Below are 19,857 nucleotides of genomic sequence, written 5' to 3' on the forward strand. Positions count from 1 at the left end.
CCCCTTGGGGACGCTTTCCTCACCGGCGCCTACCAGTTCGGGGGACTCGCTATGGAACGGGAGAGGACCTCGTCGAGGAGCTGGGCGGTTTCCGGTATGTCGAGTTGGGAGTTGTCGATGATCGGGAGGCCGGAGCCGTACCAGCCCGCCATGCGGCCGTGGATGCGGGCGACCTCCTCGTCGGTGAGGCGGCGGTTGCCGCTGCGTTCGGCGTTGCGCTCCAGGACGATGTCCAGGCCCGGCAGGAGGACGACCGGGAGCAGGCCGGGGCCGACGTGCCGCTTCCAGCCGCCGAGGCCGACGACCGGGCGGTCCGGGAAGACGGCGTCGTCGAGGATGCAGGAGATGCCGTTGGCGAGGAAGTTGCGCGCGGAGAAGCCGCAGGTGCGGCGGGCGAGGCGGTACTGGGCCTCCGAGTGCTCGTTCCACCCGGTCTGGGGGTCGGCGAAGCCGGAGCGGACCCATTCGCGGACGTCGTCGAGGCTGATGTGCGCGGTGGGGACCCGGCGGTGGTCCGCCCAGTACTTGGCCACGCTGGTCTTGCCGGCCCCCGCCGGTCCTATGAGCAGTACCGCGAGGGTGGTCGTGGTGGGGTCGGGCGCGGCGGCCGCGGCGGGCGGCACGCTGGGCACGGCCACCGGGGCGCCCGGCGGCAACGGCACGTGGCCGGTGGTGTCCGGCACCGGCGCGGCGGAGGCCGGCGGGTGCGGTACCGGGCCCGGCGGAGGGGAGGCGGGCCCGGAGACCGGCTGGTGCGGGGCGGGCGCCGGTCCGGGCTGCTGCGGGGCCGGGGCCCGGCGCGGTGCCGTGGGGTAGCCCGGCGCCGGGGGCGGTACGGGGGCGGGTCCCTGGGGGGAGCCAGGGTGGTGTGCGGCCGGGGACCAGCCGAGGGCGGGTCCGTGCCCCGGCTGGTGGGGCGGCGGCAGCGGAGAACCCACTGGGTACTGCATCCGGTGCCACTCCGTCTCGTACAGGCGATGGGCGCTGGCGGCGGGAAGGGGCCCGCCGTTCTGCTACCGAACGGTACCGCCCCCGGCCGTTGTTTGGTGAACGGCCCGGGGCGGTCCGAAGTGCCCGTCCGGCAGGGCGAATCGGACGGAAGGGCACACTGGGGTACTACTCGCCCACCTCACCGTAGGCGGCGAGGAGGACGGCCGGGTCGGGGCCTTCCAGCACGGTGGGCCTGGCGAGGCCGTCCAGGACGATGAAGCGCAGCAGGTCGCCGCGGGACTTCTTGTCGACCTTCATGTTCTCGACCAGCTTGGGCCACTGGTCGTACCGGTAGTGCAGCGGCAGTCCGACGGCCTCGAGGATGCTGCGGTGGCGGTCGGCGGTCGCGTCGTCGAGCCGTCCGGCCAGGCGGCCCAGTTCGGCGGCGAAGTGCATGCCGACGGAGACGGCGGCGCCGTGGCGCCACTTGTAGCGCTCGTTCTTCTCGATGGCGTGGCCGAGGGTGTGGCCGTAGTTGAGGATCTCCCTGAGGCCCGCCTCCTTGAGGTCGGAAGAGACGACCTCGGCCTTGACGTTGATGGACCTCACGATCAGCTCGGCGGTGTGCGGCCCGGCGGGGGTCCGTGCGGCCTGCGGGTCGGACTCGATCAGGTCGAGGATCGCCGGGTCGGCGATGAAGCCGGCCTTGATGACCTCGGCCAGCCCGGAGACGTAGTCGTTGACCGGGAGCGAGTCCAGGGCGGCCAGGTCGCACAGGACACCGGCCGGCGGGTGGAAGGAGCCGACGAGGTTCTTGCCCTCGGCGGTGTTGATGCCGGTCTTGCCTCCGACGGCCGCGTCCACCATGGCCAGCACGGTGGTGGGGACGGCGATCCAGCGCACCCCGCGCAGCCAGGTCGCGGCCACGAACCCGGCCAGGTCGGTGGTGGCGCCGCCGCCGACCCCGACGACGACGTCGGTGCGGGTGAACCCGGACTGGCCGAGCGCCTTCCAGCAGTACGCCGCGACCTCGGCGGTCTTGGCCTCCTCGGCGTTGGGCACCTGGACGGCGATCGCCTCGTAGCCCTGCTCGGCGAGGTCGGCACGCAGCGCGTCACCGGTCTCGGCGAGCGCCTCGGGGTGGATCACCGCGACCCGCTTGGCCCTGGCACCGATCAGGCCGGCCAGCTCGCCCAGGAGCTGACGGCCCACCAGGACCTCGTAGGGGTCGGACCCGGCGGTGCCGCCGACCTGGATCCGGGTGACTGCCTCGCTCATACGTCCTTCAACTCCACTGCATCCAGGGCGGCTTGGGTGACTTCCTCCGGCGTGCGGCCGTCCGTGGCCACGACGACCGTGGCGACCTCCTCGTAGAGGTGCCTGCGGGCCTCCATCAGCTCGCGCCACTGTTTGCGCGGGTTGACCGCGAGCAGCGGGCGGGCCGCGTTCAGACCGGTGCGCCTGACGGCCTCCTCGACGTCCATCGAGAGGTAGACGACCCGCTGCCCGGCGAGCAGCGCGCGCGTCCCGGCGTCCAGCACGGCACCGCCGCCGAGGGCGAGGACCCCGTCGTGCTCGGCGAGCGCGCCGCGCACCGCTTCCTTCTCCAGGGCCCGGAAGGCGCTCTCGCCCTCGTCCACGAAGATCTCGGCGATGCTCCGTCCCTGGGCGGCGACGATGTCCTCGTCCGTGTCCCGGAATCCGGCGCCCAGCCGCTCGGCGAGCAGTTGCCCGACGGTGGACTTGCCGACGCCCATCGGTCCGACCAGGACGATCAGCGGCGCGCTCACCGGATGGCCAGGTGGTCGAGGTAGGAGCGCACGTTGCGACGGGTCTCGGTGACGCTGTCGCCGCCGAACTTCTCCGCCACCGCGTCGGCGAGGACCAGGGCCACCATGGCCTCGGCGACGATGCCGGCGGCGGGCACCGCGGACACGTCGGAGCGCTGGTGGTGGGCCTGCGCCGCCTCGCCGGTGGTCACGTCGACGGTCCTCAGGGCGCGCGGCACGGTCGCGATCGGCTTCATCGCGGCGCGCACCCGCAGCAGCTCACCGGTGGTGAGGCCGCCCTCGGTGCCGCCGGAGCGGCCGGAGACCCGGCGGATGCCGTCGGGCGTGCCCACGATCTCGTCGTGGGCCCGTGACCCGGGCACGCGGGCCAGCTCGAAGCCGTCGCCGATCTCGACGCCCTTGATCGCCTGGATGCCCATGAGCGCGCCCGCGAGCCGCGCGTCGAGCTTGCGGTCCCAGTGGACGTGCGAGCCGAGGCCCACCGGCACGCCGTAGGCGAGGATCTCGACGACGCCGCCGAGGGTGTCGCCGTCCTTGTGGGCCTGGTCGATCTCGGCGACCATCGCCTCGGACGCATCCGCGTCCAGGCAGCGCACGGGGTCGGCGTCCAGCCGCTCGACGTCGTCCGGGGTCGGGTACACGCCGTGCGGCGCCTTCGCCGAGGCCAGCTCGACGACATGGCTGACGATCTCGATCCCCGTCGTCTCCTTCAGGTACGAACGGGCCACCGCGCCCAGCGCGACACGCGCCGCCGTCTCCCGGGCCGAGGCACGCTCCAGCACCGGACGGGCCTCGTCGAAGCCGTACTTCTGCATGCCGGCCAGGTCCGCGTGGCCGGGGCGCGGCCGGGTCAGCGGGGCGTTGCGGGCGAGGCCGGCCAGCACCTCCGGGTCCACCGGGTCGGCCGCCATGACCTTCTCCCACTTGGGCCACTCGGTGTTGCCGACCATGACGGCGACGGGCGAGCCCATCGTCAGGCCGTGCCGGACACCGCCGAGGAAGGTGACTTCGTCGCGCTCGAACTTCATCCGCGCGCCGCGCCCGTAGCCGAGCCGCCGCCGCGCGAGGTGGTCCGCCACCATGTCGGTGGTGATCGGCACGCCGGCGGGCAGTCCCTCCAGCGTCGCGACGAGTGCGGGACCGTGGGACTCCCCCGCGGTCAGCCAGCGCAACCTGCTCAACGGTGCTCCTCAGTGCTCGCGCCCCGGTATGCCCCGCGTACGCGTCTTCTCCGTGTACGCGACGGTCCGACCGGGTGCGCGGCCCCGGTCCGCCGCCTCCGATCCTCCCACGTCCGGCGGCGGGACCCGGTCGCCGGTCCATCTGCCGGACGGACGCGCGGGACACCGGCGGCGTCACGCGGGAGCGTTGCGTTGCTGCCGCGGAGGAACGTGGGAAGCGAGGAGGTCCGCGCCGCGCTCCCGCCGTCGCGCCGGGGCGCAGGGCCGAGGAAGTCCGCACCGCGCTCCCCCGGCCGCGCCCGCGCCCAGGGTCCCGGGTGGTCGGCGCCGGTGCCTGCTCGTGGTGGGCCGCGCCCGGGAGGCTGTGCCCGGCCGGCGCGAGCACCGTGCTCTGTGCCCGGCCGGGCAGGGAGCCCAGGGCGGCCTCGAAGATCTGGCTCGTGGCCGAGGCCGGCGGCAGGCCCCGTGGCCATGGAACGTGCCCCCTCCGGATCCGCCTCCTGCGGAACCGGACGGGACGCTAGCGGTGCGCGAGCGCCTGCTCCCCCGCTTTGCGCATGGCGGCCAGCGGCGCGGGAGCACAGCCGGTCATACGCTCCACCTGGAGCACCGCCTGGTGGAGCAGCAGGTCCAGGCCGCTGACGACGGCCCCGCCGCAGGCCGACCAGCGGGCGGCGAGCGCGGTGGGCCACGGTTCGTAGAGCACGTCGAAGAGGGTGGCCGGCCTCCCGGGGACGGCGGCGGCGAGCGCGTCGGTGGCGCCGGCCGGTGTGGTGGCGACGACCAGCGGGGCGTGCAGCGCCTCCTCCGCGTCGGCCCAGTCGGCGATGCGCACGGCGACGTCCAGCCGCTCCGCCCAGCCCCGCATCTCGGCGGCGCGTGCCGCGCTGCGCACGTAGACGGCGACCTCGCCGGAGCAGATCCGGGCCAGAGCTGCCAGTGCCGAGGACGCGGTGGCGCCGGCGCCGAGGACCGCGGCGGTCTCGACCTTCTCGATGCCGTGCTCGCGCAGGGCGGCGACGATGCCGGGGATGTCCGTGTTGTCGCCGGTCCTGCGGCCGTCCTCGCCGAACACCACGGTGTTCACCGCGTCGACGGAGGCCGCGGTCTCGCTGACCGAGTCGAGCAGCGGGATGACCGCCCGCTTGAGCGGCATGGTCAGCGACAGCCCCGCCCACTCGGGCCCCAGCTCCGCGAAGAAGCCGGGCAGCGCCGCTTCGTCGACGTCGAAGCGGTCGTACGCCCAGTCCGTGAGGCCCAGCTCCGCGTAGGCGGCGCGGTGCAGCACCGGCGAGAGGGAGTGGGCGATCGGGGAGCCGAGCACCGCGGCCCGGCGCCGGTCAGTTGCCGTGGCTGGCATCGAACTTGTCCTTCAGCTTCAGGAACTCGTCGTGGGTCTTGGCGAACTCGGTCTTGTCCACTCCGTCGGTGGCCACGAAGTAGATCCAGCCGTCCTCGGTGGGGTTGACCGCCGCTTGCAGGGCCTCGTCGCCGGGATTGCCGATGGGGCCGGGCGGCAGGCCCCGGTTGGTGTAGGTGTTGTACGGGTCCATGTTGCTGTTGATCTCGGACTCGCTGATGTGGATCTTGCTCTGGCCCATCAGGTAGTTGAACGTCGAGTCGAACTGGAGCTTCTGGTTCGTCTCGGTGTTGGACTCCTTGAGCCGGTTGTAGATGACCTCGGCCATCTTCCGGAAGTCCTCGTGCGTCTTGCCCTCCGCCTGCACGAGGCTCGCGGTGGTGAGCAGCTCCCACGGACCCTTGAGGCCGAGTCCCTGCGCCTTCTGTTCGAGGCCGAGCTTGTCGTACTGCTCGTTGGCGCGTGCCACCATCTGCTTGAGCACGTCCTCGGGCTTCTGCCCCTTGGCCGCCGAGTAGCTGGACGGGTAGAGGAAGCCCTCCAGGGGGTCCTTGACGTCCTTGTGGTTCAGCGCCCACTCGGGCAGGCCGAGGTTCTTGTACTCGGACTTGGCGACCTTGGCGGTGGTCCCCGCCTTCACGCCGAGGCGTTTGTCGATGAGCTCGTAGACGGCGGCGTTGCGCTTGCCCTCGGCGATGATCAGGTTGCTGCGGCTCTTCGGGCTGAGCAGCAGTTCGACCGCGCTCTCGGCGGACATCTCCTTCTGCAGCGTGTACACGCCGTCCTGGATGCTCTTGCCGCGCGGATTGCTCTGCTGGGCGGCGATGAAGGCGTCGACGCTCTTCACCACGCCCTGGCGTTTGAGTTCCTGGCCGATCGTGGAGCCGCCGGCGCCCTTGGGGATGGTGACGGTCACCTGCTCGCCGTTGCCGGAGCCCGCGAAGTCCGGGGCCGCGCCGAAACGATCCTGGTAGAACTGGTAGCCGAAGTACCCGATGCCCGCCACGCCGCCGCCGAGCACCAGGCAGACCACCAGGCAGGCGCATCCGCTGCGGCGTTTCTTGGGCTTTCCGCCACCCCGGGCCCTGCGGTCCCCGCGGTCGTGACGGCCGTCGTCCGCAGCGTCGTCGCCCTCGTCGCCGCCCCCTCCCGCGAAGAAGGCGTGCTCCCCCTCGTCCGGTCCGGGGTCCCAGTCGGTGCGCTGCGGCTCGGGCTCGGCGCGCCGGCGGGTGGGCGGCTCCGGCGGCGGGTACGCCTCCGGGGTGCCGTAGTAGTCGGGCTGTTCGGCGCCGTATCCGCCGGGCTGCTGCTGTCCGTAGGGGTCGGACGGGTCCGCCGGGTAGTGCGCCTGGGGGTGGGTGCCGCCGTCCCAGCCGCCGTTGTCGTACCCCTGCTGCGGCTGGGCCTGCGGCGCGTACTGCTGGTCGTACTGGTGCTGACCGTACTGCTGCTGGTACTGCTGCTGGTCGTACTGATGACCGTACTGGTCGTGCCGCGGCTCGGGGTGCTGGTGCCCGTACTGGTCGTACTGGGGCTGCCCGCCGCCGTACGCCGGCCGGCCGCCGTTGCTCCAGTCGGCGTACTGCTGCTGCGCCTGCTGCTCCGGGTACTGCTGCGGCTGGCCGCCGTAGGGGGACTGCATGCCCGCGTGGGCCTGCTGTCCGCCCCATCCACCGTCCCCGTACAACGGGTCCTCGGGATGCCACGGTTCGGAGCCTGGGCCCCGGCCATACTCAGTCATCGATCCCCTAGGGCCGCGAGGCGACGGGGACGTGGCCTGTGCCGAAGGGCCCGCTTCCGTTCCGCCTCTTGCTGTGCGGTGGCTGTTCGAATGCCTCCGCATCGCGCGGAACGTTACCGTACCGCGATCAGATGACCACTTCGACGCCCTCGCCCGGGGGCCTGCCTGACACCCGTTCGGATTCCAGTGCCTGCTGGAGGATGATCACAGCGGCGGCCTGGTCGATGACGGACCGCCCCTTCTTGGACCTCACCCCGGAGGCGCGCAGCCCCTGGCTGGCGGTGACCGTCGTCATCCGTTCGTCCACCAGCCGGACCGGTACGGGCGCGATGCCCTTGGCCAGCTCCTGGGTGAAGCGCCTGACCTTGGCCGCGGCCGGGCCCTCGCCCCCCTTGAGCGAACGGGGGAGACCGACGACGACCTCGATCGGCTCGTACTCCGCGACGAGCTGCCGCAGGCGGCGGTGTGCCGCCGGCACGTCGCGGCCGGGGACGGTCTCCACCGGCGTGGCGAGGATGCCGTCGGGGTCGCAGGACGCGACCCCGATACGGGCGTCGCCCACGTCGATCGCCAGGCGGCGGCCCCGGCGCATCACCGGGCCGTCGGACTGGTCGTGCTCGGACGTGCTCACTTGGCCGAGTCCGCCACGAGGCGCTCGACGGCTTCGGCGGCCTCGCCGATGGCGGCCGGGTTCTGGCCGCCGCCCTGAGCGACGTCGGGCTTGCCGCCACCACCGCCGCCGAGGGTCTTGGCGGCCGTGCGCACCAGGTCACCGGCCTTGAGGCCGCGCTCGCGGGCGGCCTCGTTGGTCGCGATGACCGTGAGGGGCTTGCCGTTCACCGTGGTGAACAGGGCCACGACCGCGGCCCGGCCGCCCTGGATGCGGCCGCGCACGTCGAGGACCAGCTTGCGCAGGTCGTCGGCGGTGGTCCCGTCGGGGACCTGACCGGTGACGAGGGCCACACCGCGGACGTCCTTGGCGGAGTCGGCGAGCGACCCGGCCGCCTGGAGGACCTTCTCGGCCCGGAACTTCTCGATCTCCTTCTCGGCGTCCTTGAGCTTGCCGAGCATCGCGGAGACCTTCTCCGGCAGCTCCTCCGGACGGCCCTTGATCAGCTCCTGGAGCTGGGCGACGACCGTGTGCTCACGGGCGAGGAAGTTGTAGGCGTCCACGCCCACCAGGGCCTCGATGCGGCGCACCCCGGAGCCGATGGAGGACTCGCCGAGCAGCTTGACCAGGCCGAGCTGGGCGGTGTTGTGCACGTGGGTGCCGCCGCACAGCTCCTTGGAGAAGTCGCCGATGGTGACGACGCGCACGCGCTCGCCGTACTTCTCGCCGAACTCGGCGATGGCGCCCTGCTTCTTGGCCTCGTCGATGCCCATGACGTCGGCGCGCACGTCGAGGTCGCGGGCGAGCACCTCGTTGATCTTCTGCTCGACGTCGGTCATCACGGCCGTCGGCACGGCGGACGGCGAGCCGAAGTCGAAGCGGAAGCGGCCGGGCTGGTTCTCGGAACCGGCCTGCGCGGCCGTCGGGCCGAGGGCGTCGCGCAGGGCCTGGTGGGTGAGGTGGGTGGCCGAGTGGGCGCGGGCGATGGCCTTGCGGCGGCGGTCGTCGATCGATGCCTGGGCCTTGGCACCGACGGTGACCTCGCCGACCTGGACGACGCCCTTGTGCACGTAGACGCCCGGGACCGGCTTCTGGCAGTCGCGGATCTCGATGACGGCGCCGGTGTCGACCCGGATCCGGCCGGTGTCGCCGATCTGGCCGCCGCCCTCGGCGTAGAACGGGGTGCGGTCCAGCACGATCTCGACCTCGTCGCCCTCGGTGGCGGCCGGGGACGAGGCACCGTCGACGAGGATGCCGACGATCGTGGACTCGCTCTCGGTGTCCGTGTAGCCGACGAAGTCGGTGGCGCCGGCCTTGTCGGCGATCTCCCGGTAGGCACCGGCGCCGGCGTGGCCGGTCTTCTTGGCCTGGGCGTCGGCCTTGGCCCGCTCCCGCTGCTCCTTCATCAGGCGCCGGAAGCCGTCCTCGTCCACGGACAGCCCCTGCTCGGCGGCCATCTCCAGGGTGAGGTCGATCGGGAAGCCCCAGGTGTCGTGGAGCAGGAACGCCTTGTCACCGGCGAGCACGGTGCCGCCGGCGGCCTTGGTGTCGCTGACGGCGGTGTCGAGGATGTTGGTGCCGGCCTTCAGCGTCTTGAGGAAGGCGTTCTCCTCGGCGAGGGCGACCTTCTCGATCCGCTCGCGGTCGGTGATCAGCTCGGGGTACTGCTGGCCCATCATGCCGATCACGACGTCGATGAGGTCCTTGACGACCGGGCCGGTCGCGCCGAGCAGGCGCATGTTGCGGATCGCGCGGCGCATGATCCGGCGCAGCACGTAGCCGCGGCCCTCGTTGCCGGGGGTGACCCCGTCGCCGATGAGCATCACGGAGGTGCGCATGTGGTCGGTGACCACGCGCAGGGAGACGTCCGAGGCCTGGGCGTCGCCGTAGGCCACGCCGGTCAGTTCGGTGGCCTTCTTGATGACGGCCATGGAGGTGTCGATCTCGTACATGTTCTGCACGCCCTGCAGAATCATGGCGAGCCGTTCCAGGCCGAGGCCGGTGTCGATGTTCTTGCTCGGCAGTTCGCCGAGGATCTCGAACTCCTCCTTGCCGATGCCCTCGCCCCGCTCGTACTGCATGAAGACGAGGTTCCAGATCTCCACGTACCGCTCGTCGTTGACGGCGGGGCCGCCCTCGGCGCCGAACTCGGGGCCGCGGTCGTAGTTGATCTCGGAGCAGGGGCCGCAGGGGCCGGGGACGCCCATGGACCAGTAGTTGTCCTTCTTGCCGAGGCGCTGGATGCGCTCGGAGGGGACGCCCACGACGTCGTGCCAGATGCGCTCGGCCTCGTCGTCGTCCTGGTAGACGGTGATCCACAGGCGCTCGGGGTCGAGTCCGTAACCGCCCTTGTCCTGGGGGCTGGTGAGCAGCTCCCAGGCGTACTTGATGGCGCCTTCCTTGAAGTAGTCGCCGAAGGAGAAGTTGCCGCACATCTGGAAGAACGTGCCGTGGCGGGTGGTCTTGCCGACCTCTTCGATGTCCGGGGTGCGCACGCACTTCTGGACGCTGGTGGCACGGTCGAAGGGCGGCTTGACCTCACCCAGGAAGTAGGGCTTGAAGGGCACCATGCCGGCCGGGACGAGGAGCAGAGTCGGGTCGTCCGCGATGAGCGACGCCGAAGGGACGACGGTGTGACCGCGCTCCTCGAAGAAGCTCAACCAGCGGCGACGAATCTCGGCCGACTCCATCAGTGGTCCTCATTCCGGTTGTACGAGTACGTCGGGTACGCCGTGGCGTCGTCGACGACGTGCTTCGGGTTGCTGCTGTGGTGGTTCTCGATGGCGTGGCGGCGCCGGGGGGCGGGGAGTTCCGGGTCGACGGGGGCGTTCAGGCCCAGCGCGTCGTCCAGTTCGGCCTCCCGCTGGGCCATGTTGTCGCGGACGTCGAGCGCGAAGCCCACCGCGCGGTCCCTGACGCGGGTGCCCACGTCGAGTGCCTTGTTCGCCGCGGTGGCGGCGAGGCTGTCGGGGGTGAGCTGCTTGAGCTTCCGGTTGACCTTGGTGGTGGCCCACACACCGGCGGCCACGCCGGTGCCGAACCAGAACGTACGGCGGAACATCGCTCGGTCAGCCCTTCTTCCGCTTCGTCCGCCGCGCGGCCGGGAGCGTACGGCCCACGATCACCGTGCGCCGCGCCTGTGCCGCCGGGGCGGACATGTCCTCCTTGCGACCGCCGAGTGCCCGGCGCACGCCGTACCCGAACGCCGCGACCTTGACCAGCGGGCCGCCGAAGGTGGAGGCCACGGTGGTGGACAGCGCCGAGGCGTTCGAGGTGACCTCCTGGACGTCGGAGGCGATCGCGTCGACCCGGTCGATCTGGGTCTGCGCGCTGCGCACCGCCGCCGAGGCGTCGGCCAGCAGCGGAACGGCCTGGTCGGTCACGTCCGCCACGAGCTTGGTGGTCGTCCTGAGCGTCTGGGCCAGCCTCGCCAGTGCGACGGCGAGGAAGGAGACCAGGATCGCCCAGAAGACGGCCACCAGGATCCCGGCCACCTCGCCACCGGACACTGTGTGCACCCGCTCCCTCAAAGACGTGCCTGAACATCGGGAAAGTCGTGCACCGAGCCTATCGCGCCGGGCGCGGGGCTCCGTACCGGATTCCCCGCCGCGCGCGGCGCGCTTCGACCGGGCCGCGCAAGGCGATTGTACGGAGTGAATACGGTTCAGTACGCTCCGTGTCTCATGCGAGACCTTCGGCGCGACGGCGTCCCGCACGGCAATCTACCGCTGGAACTCGACGTGTTCGTGGGCAGGGCGGCCGAGCTCGCGGAGCTGGCCGCGGCACTGGACTCGGCCCGGCTGGTGACCGTCACCGGGGCCGGTGGTGTCGGCAAGTCACGGCTGGCCGCGCGGGCGGCCGGACGCCGCTCGCCCCGGGACGGGGTGTGGCGGGTGCAACTGGCGCCGGTGCGCGACGAGGAGTTCGTCGACTACGCGGTCGTGGAGGCGCTGGGCCTGACCGACCACACCACCCGGCTGCCGCGCGAGACGCTGCTCGAGCACCTGGCCGAGCGGGAGCTGCTGCTGGTCCTGGACGGGGTCGAGCACCTGGCGGACGCCTGCGCGTCGCTGGTGACCGAGCTGCTGGGCCGCGCCCCCGGGCTCAGGGTGCTGGCGGTGGGGCGCAGACCGCTGGACGTGGCCGGGGAACGGCTGGTTCCGCTGGCCCCGCTGGGCACGGAGGAGGCGGTGGAGCTGCTGACGGTCCGGGCCGGGCAGCGGCACGTCACCTGCGGCTACGCCGCCGGCCCCGACGCGGACCAGCGGGAGGTGCGCGAGCTGTGCCGGCGCCTGGACGGGATCCCGCTGGCGATCGAGCTGGCGGCGGGGCGGCTCGGCACGCTGTCGCCGGGACAGGTGCTGCGCCGCCTCGACGACCGGTTCCGGCTGCTGACGGGCGGGGACCGCACCGCGCTGCCCCGGCACCGGACGCTGCGCACGGCGATCGGCTGGAGCCACGAGCTGTGCACACCGCCGGAGCGGCTGCTGTGGGCGCGGCTGTCGGTGTTCACCGGGTCGTTCGACCTGGAGGCCGCCGAGTACGTGTGCAGCGGGGACGGACTGACCGCCGACGAGGTGCTCGACGTGGTCTCCGCACTGCTCGCCCAGTCCGTGCTGACCCGCGAGGAGTCCCCGGCCGGGGTGCGCTACCGGATGCTCGACACCGTGCGGGCCTACGGCGCCGGCTGGCTGACGGCGACCGGCGACGCGGACCGGCTGCGGCGGCGGCACCGGGACTGGTACGTGGGCCTGGCGACCTGGTGCGAGCTGGAGTGGTTCTCGCCGCGCCAGGCGGAGGTCGCCACGCGGGTGGACGCCGAGCTGCCGAATCTGCGCAGCGCCCTGGAGCACTGCCTCAACGATCCTGCCGGCGGGCACCTGGGCCAGTACCTGGCGGGCGCCCTGTGGTTCCACTGGGTCGGCTGCGGACGGCTGTCGGAGGGGCGGCACTGGCTGGAGCAGGCGGTACGGCTGGAGGCGGAGCCGACGGCGGGCGAGCAGTCCCGGCTGAAGGCACTGTGGGTGCTCGCGTACGTGGCGATCCTCCAGGGCGACACGGTGCCCGCACTGGCGGCGCTCCAGGAGTGCCGCGAGGAGGCGGAACGCTCGGCGAACCCGACGGCCGTGGCGTACGCGGAGCACCGCAGCGGCTGCCTGGCGCTGGTGACGGACGACCTGCCGCGCGCGGAGACGCTGCTGCGCTCCGCGCTGCACCGGTACCGGGAGATCGGCGAACTGAACAGCAACGTGCTGATGGGCCAGGTGGAACTGGCGATGGCCCGGGCGTTCCAGGGCGACCTGCCGGACGCGGTGCGCCTGTGCGAGGACGTGCGCCAGGTGTGCGAGGACCACGGCGAGCGCTGGGCCCGGGGGTACGCCCTGTACGTGCTGGCGTACGCGGCCTGGAGCGAGGGCGATCCGGTGCGCGCCCGGGAGCTGCTGGCCGACTGCCTGGGCGGTGCGCACCGCTTCCGCGACCAGCTCGGCTCGGTGCTGGCGGTGGAGCTGCTCGCCCTGGTCACGGCGGCGGAGGGCGACGCGGCGGAGGCGGCGGTGCTGCAGGGTGCGGCGGGGCGGATGTGGCCGTCGGTGGGTCTGCCGCTGTTCGGCTCGGCGCACTACAACGCGCCGCACGAACTGTGCGAGGCGGCGGCCCGGGAGCAGTTGGGCGACGAGCGGTACGAGCAGTGCGTGCGGCACGGGGCGCGGCTGGGCCGCCGGGAGGCGGTGGCGCGGGCGCTGCGGCGGCCCGGGTCGCCGGTCTCGCTGCCGGCGCCGCGCACGGCCGCCGGGGGGCGGTCCGTGGCGGGCGCCCGCACGGCGAAGCCCGCCGCCTCCCCCACCCGGAGGGGCGGGGAGACGGCGGGCTGAGGTACCGCGGGTGGGTACTGCGCCTGTTTGATGCGGCGGGTGTGCCGGATCAGCGGGCGTAGTACTCGACGACGAGCTGCTCGTCGCAGATCACCGGGATCTCCTTGCGGTTCGGCTCGCGGTCCAGGCGGAACGCCAGGGCCTTGAGGTTCACCTGGAGGTAGCGCGGGGTCTCGCCGTCGGGGGCGAAGCCGCCCTCGCGGGCGATGGTGAAGAGCGTCTTCTCCTTGGAGCGCTCGCGCACCTGCACCACGTCGTCCGGGCGGACGCGGAAGGACGGCTTGTCGACCTTCTGGCCGTTGACCTGGATGTGGCCGTGGACGACCATCTGGCGGGCCTGGTAGATCGTGCGGGCGATGCCCGAACGCAGGACCAGCGCGTCGAGACGGCGCTCGAGCTCGATGACCAGGGCCTCGCCGGTCTTCATGTTGGTCTTGGAGGCACGCTCGTAGGCGCGGACGAGCTGGCGCTCGCTGAGGTCGTACTGCGCGCGCAGACGCTGCTTCTCGAGCAGACGGACCTTGTAGTCCGAGTTCTGCTTGCGGCCGCGGCCGTGCTCGCCCGGCGGGTAGGGGCGGGCCTCGAAGTACTTGACGGCCTTCGGGGTCAGCGCGATGCCGAGGGCACGCGACTTCTTGACCTTGGGGCGGGACTGGTTCGCCACTGTCTGTGTCTCTTCTCTAGTTTCCGGCTTGTCAGGGTTGAGGGAGGTCGCAATCCGCAGCCGGGGAATCCCGCCGGGTCCGCTCGGGACCTGCCGGGCAGCCGCTCCCCTGGTCTGGGCACATACGTGCAGCACGCGAGTGGCCCACCGACCGCTCCCGGAACCGGGTGGTGGTGGGCTGCCCGCGACACCGATCGACGGTGCGCGACGCTCCTGGAACCCGCTGGGGGTTCCGGCCGGCTGTCCCGTTCTGACAGCACGGGACTCGGCACTCCGGGCGAGTCTACAGGCTGCTCAGGAGGGCTTGCGACCGAGGTGCCCGCGGGTCCACTCCACCGCGTCCGCGTAGCGGGCCTCGGCGCCGTGCCGGGTCGGCGTGTAGTACGTGCGGTCCTTCAGCCCGTCCGGGGCGTACTGCTGGGCGGCGATGCCCTCGGGCAGGTCGTGCGGGTACACGTACCCCTGCCCGTGCCCCAGCTTGCCCGCGCCCTTGTAGTGGCTGTCCCGCAGGTGCGCGGGAACCGGCCCGGCGTGGCCCTTGCGCACGTCGTCCAGGGCGGCGCCGATGGCGGTGGTCGCGGCGTTGGACTTGGGGGCCAGGGCCAGGGCGATGGTGGCGTGGCTGAGGGTGAGGGACGCCTCGGGGAAGCCGATCATGGCGACGGCCTGGGCGGCGGCGACGGCGATCTGCAGCGCGTTCGGGTCGGCGAGGCCGATGTCCTCGCTGGCGGAGATCATCAGGCGCCGCGCGATGAAGCGGGGGTCCTCGCCGGCCTCGATCATCCGGGCCAGGTAGTGCAGGGCGGCGTCGACGTCGGAGCCGCGGATGGACTTGATCAGGGCGCTGGCGACGTCGTAGTGCTGGTCGCCGTCGCGGTCGTACTTCACCGCGGCGCGGTCGACCGTCTCCTCCAGCGTGGTCAGGGCGATCTCCGACTCGCCCTTGTCGAGCGCGGCCCCGGCGGCGGCCTCCAGGGCGGTCAGCGCACGCCGGGCGTCGCCGCCGGCGATGCGCAGCAGGTGGTCCTCGGTGTCCTCGGGGAGGGCGAGGGCGCCCTTGAGGCCGCGCTCGTCGCCCAGGGCGCGGCGGAGCAGGTCCCGGATGTCGTCGTCGGTGAGGGGTTCGAGGGTGAGCAGGAGGGAGCGGGAGAGCAGCGGGGAGATCACCGAGAAGTAGGGGTTTTCGGTGGTGGCGGCGATCAGGGTGACCCAGCGGTTCTCCACGGCCGGGAGGAGGGAGTCCTGCTGGGCCTTGCTGAAGCGGTGGATCTCGTCGAGGAAGAGGACGGTCTCCTTGCCGTACCCGCCGACCGCCCGGCGGGCGCCGTCGATGACCGCGCGGACCTCCTTGACGCCCGCGGTGATCGCCGACAGCTCCACGAACCGCTTGTTGGTGGCCTTGGACACGACGTAGGCCAGCGTGGTCTTGCCGGTGCCGGGCGGGCCCCAGAGGATGACCGAGGACGGCCCCGCGGGGCCGGACGCGCCCTCTCCGACCAGGCGGCGCAGGGGGGATCCGGGCTTGAGCAGGTGCTGCTGGCCGACGACCTCGTCGAGGGTGCGCGGGCGCATCCGCACGGCGAGGGGGCTGCCGGTCGGGTCCTTCTCCTGGCGTTCTTCGGCTGCGGCGGTGAACAGATCGGGCTCCACGCCTTGAACCCTAAAGGACCGCACCGACAACGCGGCGGGCCCGGTGGGTCCACCGCTGCGGCAGGACGGTCAGCTCGTCCAGAAGTCCCACCACCGGGTGAGGATCATCATGCCGATGATGCCGATGTGCAGCACCGGCAGGACCCACGTGAACTCGCCGAAGAAGCCGCGCAGCCAGGCCGGCGCGGGCAGGAAGCCCTTGCGGACGTTGAAGGACGTCACGTACCAGAACATCAGGATCGTGGCCACCCAGGCCAGGCAGCACCACAGGCACAGCGAGTTGATCCGGTACAGCGACTGGAACTGCAGCCAGGAGACGAACCCGACACCGAAGAGGCAGCCGGCGTTGAAGGTGAGCCAGTACCAGCGCGGGTAGGCGGCACGGGCGAGCAGGCTCATGCCGACGCAGATGACGATGCCGTAGGCGACGAGGCCGAGCATCGGGTTGGGGAAGCCGAAGGCGGAGGCCTGGTCGCTCTCCATGATGTTGCCGCAGGAGACGACCGGGTTGAGGCTGCAGCCGGGGGTGAACGTGGTGCCGGCGAGCTTGGCCTCGAGGATCTTCTGCTTGTCGATCGTGATGATCCAGGCGGCGAGCAGTCCGGCGGCGCCCGTGATCACCAGCAGCAGGGCGAGGGCGCGGCTGCCGCCCTCGGTGCGCGGGGTGCGGGTGCCGCTGTCCGGCGCGGGCTCTGCCACGGTGGAGGCGTCCTTCACTGTCGTCTTGCTCATCACGCCGATTCCGTCACTGGGGAGTGGGACCTGCTTCGGGCAGGGGCCATTGTGCCGCACAAGCCTGTAGGGGCACCGTTCGATGAGCCTATGAAAGGGACGGCGATCACCCCGTGGCGGCACGTTCCGGCCAACGCCCGTTCCCCAGGGGCACACGCGAACGAAATCCGTGCCCCTGGAGAGATGCCCGGGTCGGCTAGCCGAGCCGCGACTCCAGCTCCGCGACGATCTCGTTGACGCCGATCGCGGTCTGCTCGCCGGACTCCATGTCCTTGAGCTGGACGACACCCTCGGCGAGGTCGCGCTCGCCCAGGACCAGGGTGTAGCGGGCGCCCGAGCGGTTGGCGGCTTTCATCGCGGCCTTCAGTCCCTTGCCGCCGTAGGAGAAGTCGGCGGCGACGCCGTTCTTGCGCAGCTCCGTGATCTTGGCGAAGAGGATCCGGCGGGCCTCCTCGCCCAGCGGGACCGCGAAGACGGAGGTCGCGGAGGGGATGTCCAGTTCGATGCCCTCCGCCTCCAGGGCGAGGACGGTGCGGTCGACCCCGAGGGCCCAGCCGACCGAGGGCAGGGAGGGGCCGCCGATCATCTCGGACAGGCCGTCGTAGCGGCCGCCGCCGCCCACCGCGGACTGGGAGCCGAGGCCGTCGTGGACGAACTCGAAGGTCGTGCGGGTGTAGTAGTCCAGGCCGCGGACCAGCTTCGGGTCGTCCTCGAAGACCACGCCCGCCGCCGTGATCAGCTCGCGCACCTCCTCGTGGTACGCCTTGCAGGCGTCGCACAGGTAGTCGCGCAGCAGCGGGGCGTCGGTGAGCTGCTTCTGGACCTCGGGGCGTTTGTCGTCCAGCACGCGCAGCGGGTTGATCTCGGCGCGGCGCAGGGTGTCCTCGTCGAGGTCGAGTCCGCGCAGGAAGTCCTGGAGCGCGGCCCGGTAGACGGGACGGCACTCCTTGTCGCCGAGGGAGTTGAGCAGGATGCGGAAGTCCCGCAGGCCGAGCGCGCGGTACGACTGGTCGGCCAGGATGATCAGTTCGGCGTCCAGGGCCGGGTCCTCGGCACCGATCGCCTCGGCGCCGACCTGGGAGAAGTGGCGGTAACGGCCCTTCTGGGGGCGCTCGTAGCGGTACTGCGAGCCCGAGTACCAGACCTTCACCGGCAGGTTGCCCGCCTTGTGCAGGTTGGCCTCCAGGACCGCGCGGAGCACGGGCGCGGTGGTCTCCGGGCGCAGGGCGAGGCGGTCGCCGCCCTTGGTCTCGAAGACGTACATCTCCTTGGTCACGATGTCGGTCGACTCACCGACGCCGCGCGCGAACAGCTCGACGTTCTCGAAACCGGGCGTCTCGATGTAGCCGTAGCCGGAGTTGCGCAGCGGGGCGGCGATCGCCTCCCGGACGGCCAGGAACTTGGCGGAGTCGGGCGGCAGCAGGTCGTACGTGCCCTTGGGGGCCTTGAAGGTGCTCACGGAAGGTCTCGTCACATTCCTCGTCGGGGCGCGTTCGGGGCGCCCTGGCCGGCGGCCACCTGCCGCAAGTACGGGTTGGTGGCGCGTTCCTGGCCGATGGTCGTCTGGGGGCCGTGTCCGGACAGCACCACGGTCGAGTCGTCGAGCGGCAGGCACACGCGTGCCAGGGACTCGAGCATGTCGTCCATGGAGCCGCCGGGGAGGTCGGTGCGTCCGATGGAGCCGGCGAACAGCAGGTCGCCCGAGAACATGACCGGCGGGACGTCCGCCGCCTCGGGCATGCCGAAGGTCACCGACCCCTTGGTATGGCCCGGGGCGTGCGCGACGGTCAGCTCCAGGCCCGCCAGCTCCAGCTTCGCGCCGTCGGTCAGCTCCTTGACGTCGTCCGGCTCCCCCACGGTCAGCTCGCCCATGAGCGGCATGCCGATGGCGCGGCCGATGCCCTTCTCGGGGTCGCTCATCATGTAGCGGTCCTCGGGGTGGATCCAGGCGGGCACGTCGTGGGCGCCGCACACCGGGACGACCGAGGCGACGTGGTCGATGTGGCCGTGGGTGAGGACGACGGCGACGGGCTTGAGCCGATGTCTGCGGATCGCGTCCTCGACGCCGGGGGCCGCCTGGTGGCCCGGGTCGATGATCACGCACTCCTCACCGGCGGCGGGGGCGACGAGATAACAGTTCGTCCCCCAGGCCCCGGCGGGGAACCCGGCAATGAGCACGATCGTCCTTCGTTTGGGTCGGTTCGGGCGGGCTTGCGAACGGGTCGCGCCCAAGGTCAGAGCCTACCGGCGGTGCCGATTCCTCAGCGAACCCATATACGGTACGGGGCTACACGCCCACGGTCGGCTCATCGCACCCACGCGTACCGGTCGGCACACGAAGACGCACGAGGAGAGAACCCGGTGGTCAGCCAGGAGCAGCGGCGGCGTCAGCTCGCCCGGGAGAAGTTCTTGCGGCAGCAGCAGCGACGTACCAGCGCGCGACGCAAGGCGCGCATGCGCAACGCCGCGATCGCGTCGGTGCTCGGCGTGATTCTGATCGGCAGTGTCGCGCTGTACACGACCGGGGTGGTCCTCGGGGACGACGACGACAAGACGAACGCGAGCGCGGAGGTCACGCCGAGCGCGTCGGCGACCAGCAAGGCGCCGGACCCCTGCGACAAGCCGGCCGAGGGCAAGGCCAAGACGCAGACCTGGAAGAAGGAACCGGAGCTGAGCGTCGACGAGTCGGCGAAGTACACGATGAAGCTGGAGACCACGTGCGGTGACATAGACATCGCGCTGAAGGCGAAGGCGGCACCGCACACGGTCAACTCGTTCGACTTCCTGGCGGGCAAGGGCTACTTCGACCACACGAAGTGCCACCGGCTGACCACCGAGGGCATCTACGTCCTCCAGTGCGGCGACCCCACCGCCCAGGGCAACGGCGGCCCCGGCTACAACATCCCGGACGAGAACCTGAAGGACAAGAGCCTCAAGGACAACACGTACCCGGCGGGCACGGTGGCGATGGCGAACACCGGTCAGCCGGACTCCGGCGGCAGCCAGTTCTTCCTCGTGTACCAGAACAGCCAGCTCCCCCCGAGCTACACCCCGTTCGGCACCGTCTCCGAGGAGGGCATGACGGTCCTGAAGAAGATCGCCGCCGCGGGGGCCCAGCCCGCGGACCCGACGACCGGCAACACCGCGCCGAACGCGACGGTCGTGATCAACAAGGCCACGGTCACGAAATCCTGACCCTCATCAGCGAAAGTTCGGTCGTGCGGGATGCGGACAGGCCACCCGCCGGTCGCCTATGTTGGCCGTGACGAAACTGTGGACGATGCCCGGGGGTGGCGAAGCCCTCCGCAGGCATCATGTGGAGGAGG

Annotated in this window: 17 protein-coding genes; 2 read left to right on the plus strand and 15 right to left on the minus strand. The window is 71.8% G+C overall.

Annotation, left to right across the window (positions count from 1 at the left end):
- Positions 1-29: 29 nt before the first annotated feature.
- The 10 genes from IG88_RS0116885 to IG88_RS0116930 form a co-directional block, all read right to left on the minus strand.
- Positions 30-950, minus strand: a complete 921-nt coding sequence (locus tag IG88_RS0116885) for a Pro-rich N-terminal domain-containing protein (RefSeq protein WP_031041247.1) — start codon at positions 948-950, stop codon at positions 30-32.
- Positions 951-1,116: 166 nt separating this feature from the next.
- Positions 1,117-2,208, minus strand: a complete 1,092-nt coding sequence (gene aroB / locus IG88_RS0116890; RefSeq protein ID WP_031041251.1) for a 3-dehydroquinate synthase — start codon at positions 2,206-2,208, stop codon at positions 1,117-1,119.
- The gene (locus tag IG88_RS0116895) at positions 2,205-2,720 is read right to left on the minus strand and encodes a shikimate kinase (RefSeq protein ID WP_031041254.1); all 516 of its coding nucleotides are present in this window, start codon (positions 2,718-2,720) and stop codon (positions 2,205-2,207) included. The genes aroB and IG88_RS0116895 overlap by 4 nt, the downstream gene beginning before the upstream one ends.
- Positions 2,717-3,901 (minus strand): chorismate synthase, encoded by a 1,185-nt coding sequence (aroC, locus tag IG88_RS0116900; protein WP_031041255.1) that lies wholly within the window; start codon positions 3,899-3,901, stop codon positions 2,717-2,719. Before aroC ends, IG88_RS0116895 begins: the two co-directional genes overlap by 4 nt.
- Before the next feature lie 520 nt (positions 3,902-4,421).
- A complete protein-coding gene (locus IG88_RS0116905) occupies positions 4,422-5,261 on the minus strand; it encodes a shikimate dehydrogenase (protein ID WP_031041257.1) in 840 nt (279 codons plus the stop codon).
- Positions 5,242-7,002, minus strand: coding sequence for an endolytic transglycosylase MltG (gene mltG / locus IG88_RS0116910; RefSeq protein WP_037836064.1), 1,761 nt, complete (start codon positions 7,000-7,002; stop codon positions 5,242-5,244). The genes IG88_RS0116905 and mltG overlap by 20 nt, the downstream gene beginning before the upstream one ends.
- Positions 7,003-7,129: 127 nt before the next feature.
- The gene (ruvX, locus tag IG88_RS0116915) at positions 7,130-7,594 is read right to left on the minus strand and encodes a Holliday junction resolvase RuvX (RefSeq protein ID WP_361673103.1); all 465 of its coding nucleotides are present in this window, start codon (positions 7,592-7,594) and stop codon (positions 7,130-7,132) included.
- 35 nt (positions 7,595-7,629) lie between these two features.
- Entirely contained in the window at positions 7,630-10,302 is a 2,673-nt protein-coding gene (alaS, locus tag IG88_RS0116920) for an alanine--tRNA ligase (protein WP_031041263.1), read from the minus strand.
- Entirely contained in the window at positions 10,302-10,673 is a 372-nt protein-coding gene (locus tag IG88_RS0116925) for a hypothetical protein (RefSeq protein WP_031041265.1), read from the minus strand. Before IG88_RS0116925 ends, alaS begins: the two co-directional genes overlap by 1 nt.
- 7 nt (positions 10,674-10,680) lie before the next feature.
- A complete protein-coding gene (locus IG88_RS0116930) occupies positions 10,681-11,130 on the minus strand; it encodes a DUF948 domain-containing protein (protein WP_076973493.1) in 450 nt (149 codons plus the stop codon).
- A gap of 165 nt (positions 11,131-11,295) precedes the next feature.
- Here IG88_RS0116930 and IG88_RS0116935 point away from each other — a divergent pair, with 165 nt between their 5' ends.
- On the plus strand, positions 11,296-13,485 hold the full coding sequence (locus tag IG88_RS0116935) for an ATP-binding protein (protein WP_031041269.1): 2,190 nt from the start codon (positions 11,296-11,298) through the stop codon (positions 13,483-13,485).
- Positions 13,486-13,534: 49 nt separating this feature from the next.
- Here IG88_RS0116935 and rpsD read toward each other — a convergent pair whose 3' ends face one another.
- From rpsD to IG88_RS0116960, 5 genes are all read right to left on the minus strand, one after another.
- Positions 13,535-14,149 carry a 30S ribosomal protein S4 gene (gene rpsD, locus IG88_RS0116940; protein ID WP_030185023.1) on the minus strand — a complete coding sequence of 205 codons (615 nt, stop codon included), beginning with the start codon at positions 14,147-14,149 and terminating at the stop codon, positions 13,535-13,537.
- Positions 14,150-14,443: 294 nt separating this feature from the next.
- Positions 14,444-15,799: a replication-associated recombination protein A gene (locus IG88_RS0116945; protein ID WP_031041272.1), complete on the minus strand. Its 1,356-nt coding sequence runs from the start codon at positions 15,797-15,799 to the stop codon at positions 14,444-14,446.
- 69 nt (positions 15,800-15,868) lie between these two features.
- A complete protein-coding gene (locus IG88_RS0116950; protein WP_031041275.1) occupies positions 15,869-16,531 on the minus strand; it encodes a vitamin K epoxide reductase family protein in 663 nt (220 codons plus the stop codon).
- A gap of 196 nt (positions 16,532-16,727) precedes the next feature.
- Positions 16,728-17,990: a histidine--tRNA ligase gene (hisS, locus tag IG88_RS0116955; protein ID WP_031041278.1), complete on the minus strand. Its 1,263-nt coding sequence runs from the start codon at positions 17,988-17,990 to the stop codon at positions 16,728-16,730.
- A gap of 11 nt (positions 17,991-18,001) precedes the next feature.
- Positions 18,002-18,709, minus strand: a complete 708-nt coding sequence (locus tag IG88_RS0116960) for an MBL fold metallo-hydrolase (RefSeq protein WP_031041281.1) — start codon at positions 18,707-18,709, stop codon at positions 18,002-18,004.
- Between the two features lie 183 nt (positions 18,710-18,892).
- Here IG88_RS0116960 and IG88_RS0116965 point away from each other — a divergent pair, with 183 nt between their 5' ends.
- On the plus strand, positions 18,893-19,726 hold the full coding sequence (locus tag IG88_RS0116965; RefSeq protein WP_031041284.1) for a peptidylprolyl isomerase: 834 nt from the start codon (positions 18,893-18,895) through the stop codon (positions 19,724-19,726).
- Positions 19,727-19,857 lie beyond the last annotated feature (131 nt).

The sequence above is a fragment of the Streptomyces sp. NRRL F-5650 genome (assembly GCF_000721365.1).
Classification (GTDB): domain Bacteria; phylum Actinomycetota; class Actinomycetes; order Streptomycetales; family Streptomycetaceae; genus Streptomyces; species Streptomyces ardesiacus.